3 rRNA genes (2 of these 3 cut by a window edge) are annotated in these 2,500 nt (G+C 40.9%); all 3 read right to left on the bottom strand.

The annotated features are described in order from the left end of the window. Positions 1–1,167, bottom strand: a 16S ribosomal RNA gene (locus P0Y62_11615) (it extends 350 nt beyond the left edge of the window). 1,080 nt (positions 1,168–2,247) lie between these two features. Continuing rightward, positions 2,248–2,356, bottom strand: a 5S ribosomal RNA gene (gene rrf, locus P0Y62_11620). 125 nt (positions 2,357–2,481) lie between these two features. Further along, a 23S ribosomal RNA gene (locus P0Y62_11625) occupies positions 2,482–2,500 on the bottom strand (it continues 2,734 nt past the right edge of the window).

Here is a 2,500-nt window from a genome sequence, read left to right on the forward strand (position 1 = left end):
CCACCTTCCTCTCTACTTGCGTAGGCAGTCTCACTAGAGTCCCCAACTGAATGATGGCAACTAGTGACAGGGGTTGCGCTCGTTGCAGGACTTAACCTAACACCTCACGGCACGAGCTGACGACAACCATGCAGCACCTTGAAAATTGCCCGAAGGAAGGTCTATTTCTAAACCGATCAATTCCCATTTAAGCCTTGGTAAGGTTCCTCGCGTATCATCGAATTAAACCACATAATCCACCGCTTGTGCGGGCCCCCGTCAATTCCTTTGAGTTTCATTCTTGCGAACGTACTCCCCAGGTGGCTAACTTATCACTTTCGCTTAGTCTCTGAAGCCGAAGCCCCAAAAACGAGTTAGCATCGTTTACGGCGTGGACTACCAGGGTATCTAATCCTGTTCGCTCCCCACGCTTTCGTCCATCAGCGTCAGTTAAGACATAGTGACCTGCCTTCGCAATTGGTGTTCTAAGTAATATCTATGCATTTCACCGCTACACTACTTATTCCAGCCACTTCTACCTTACTCAAGACCTGCAGTATCAATGGCAGTTTCACAGTTAAGCTGTGAGATTTCACCACTGACTTACAGATCCGCCTACGGACCCTTTAAACCCAATAAATCCGGATAACGCTTGCACCCTCCGTATTACCGCGGCTGCTGGCACGGAGTTAGCCGGTGCTTATTCGTATAGTACCTTCAGCTTTCCACACGTGGAAAGGTTTATCCCTATACAAAAGAAGTTTACAACCCATAGGGCCGTCGTCCTTCACGCGGGATGGCTGGATCAGGCTCTCACCCATTGTCCAATATTCCTCACTGCTGCCTCCCGTAGGAGTCTGGTCCGTGTCTCAGTACCAGTGTGGGGGATCACCCTCTCAGGCCCCCTAAAGATCACTGACTTGGTAGGCCGTTACCCTACCAACTATCTAATCTTGCGCGTGCCCATCTTTATCCACCGGAGTTTTCAATATCAAATGATGCCACTTAATATATTATGGGGTATTAATCTTCCTTTCGAAAGGCTATCCCCCTGATAAAGGCAGGTTGCACACGTGTTCCGCACCCGTACGCCGCTCTCTCTGTTCCGAAGAACAAATACCGCTCGGCTTGCATGTGTTAGGCCTCCCGCTAGCGTTCATCCTGAGCCAGGATCAAACTCTCCATTGTATGTTTGTCTGACTCACTCAAAGTTTTTAACGCTTTAGTTTTTCCTTACTTGGTTGTTATATTGTATGTCAATGATCTTCCAATCTTTCGCTTTTTCCGAAGCACTCTCTCTGTCAGTGGCGCTCCGTATTTGCGAGTGCAAAAGTAAAAAATTATTTCTTTATGACCAAATGTTTTTTGAGAATTTTTTAAAGTTTTTTGATGACCTTAATTTCTTTATTTACCATTCAATCCCACTCCTGCGCTTCCCGTTTTACCGGACTGCAAAGATACAAAAATTTTTAACTCCCGCAACTTTTATTTCTAAAAATTTTTGATTGTTTCTCTTCGTATCCTAAAGTGATTTTCTTAATCTTTTTGCCCATCTAAAGGCTCTTCTGCGCTTACTGATATACTCTCGTTTTCAGTGGGGCAAAGATAAAGACTTTAACCCTACACTTCCAAACTTACTTAACATAAAATTAAATTTAAATTCATATTTGAACTTAACTAGCTGACTCCGTGACCAAATATTTTTAAACTAACGTTTGATATTTTATGCCTGAAGATGGAAGAACATAAGTATTGGAACTTTTATTGGAGGCTTGGATAATTTAATGATAGAAAAATTCAGCTTATCTATTTTGTTTTAGTGCTACAGGTTTTGAGTTGGTTTATTCATAATAGAGAAGATCCTTTGGTTAATTGGGTTCCTGGACTTTATAATTTACTCTCGAAAAGATTTTTATTTTTGGGAGATTTTTTAGAAGCGGTAATGTATCAAAAGTTGTTATTAGATAAATCGTTTCGTACTAAGCTCAAAAGTGGGGACAATAACTGGGTCATAAATTTTACGCAAAGAATTTCAGTATCTAATGTTATAAAACGATGTAAAATAAATATACTTAGATTATTTTGATATGTCTAATATCTAATGTCTAGCATTTAAGTATCTAATGCCTTAAAAAGTTTAAAAAGGGAGAAGGATATAGTATAAACCAAACAACCTCATTCAAATAAATGAATGAGGTTTAATGTATATAGTAAATAGTATAAAACGCAAAAAGTCTCATACATAACTGTATGAGACTTTTAAATAAAAACTGGCGGCGACCTACTCTCCCGCTTGTCGCAGTACCATCGGCGCTGGTGGGCTTAACTTCTGTGTTCGGAATGGGAACAGGTGAGCCCCACCGCTAAAACCACCCTAAAGGTTGTATATAGCTGTTGGCTATTGGCTGATTGCCATTGGCCATGAGCTTTTTATCGGTAAATTTCATCACAAAGGCAAAACCAGTGTTGCACTTATAAGGCTTGTTTTAGTAATAACCAATAGGCTATAAATCTACGGGTA

It is taken from the genome of Candidatus Chryseobacterium colombiense (assembly GCA_029203185.1).
GTDB classification, from domain to species: Bacteria; Bacteroidota; Bacteroidia; order Flavobacteriales; family Weeksellaceae; genus Chryseobacterium; species Chryseobacterium colombiense.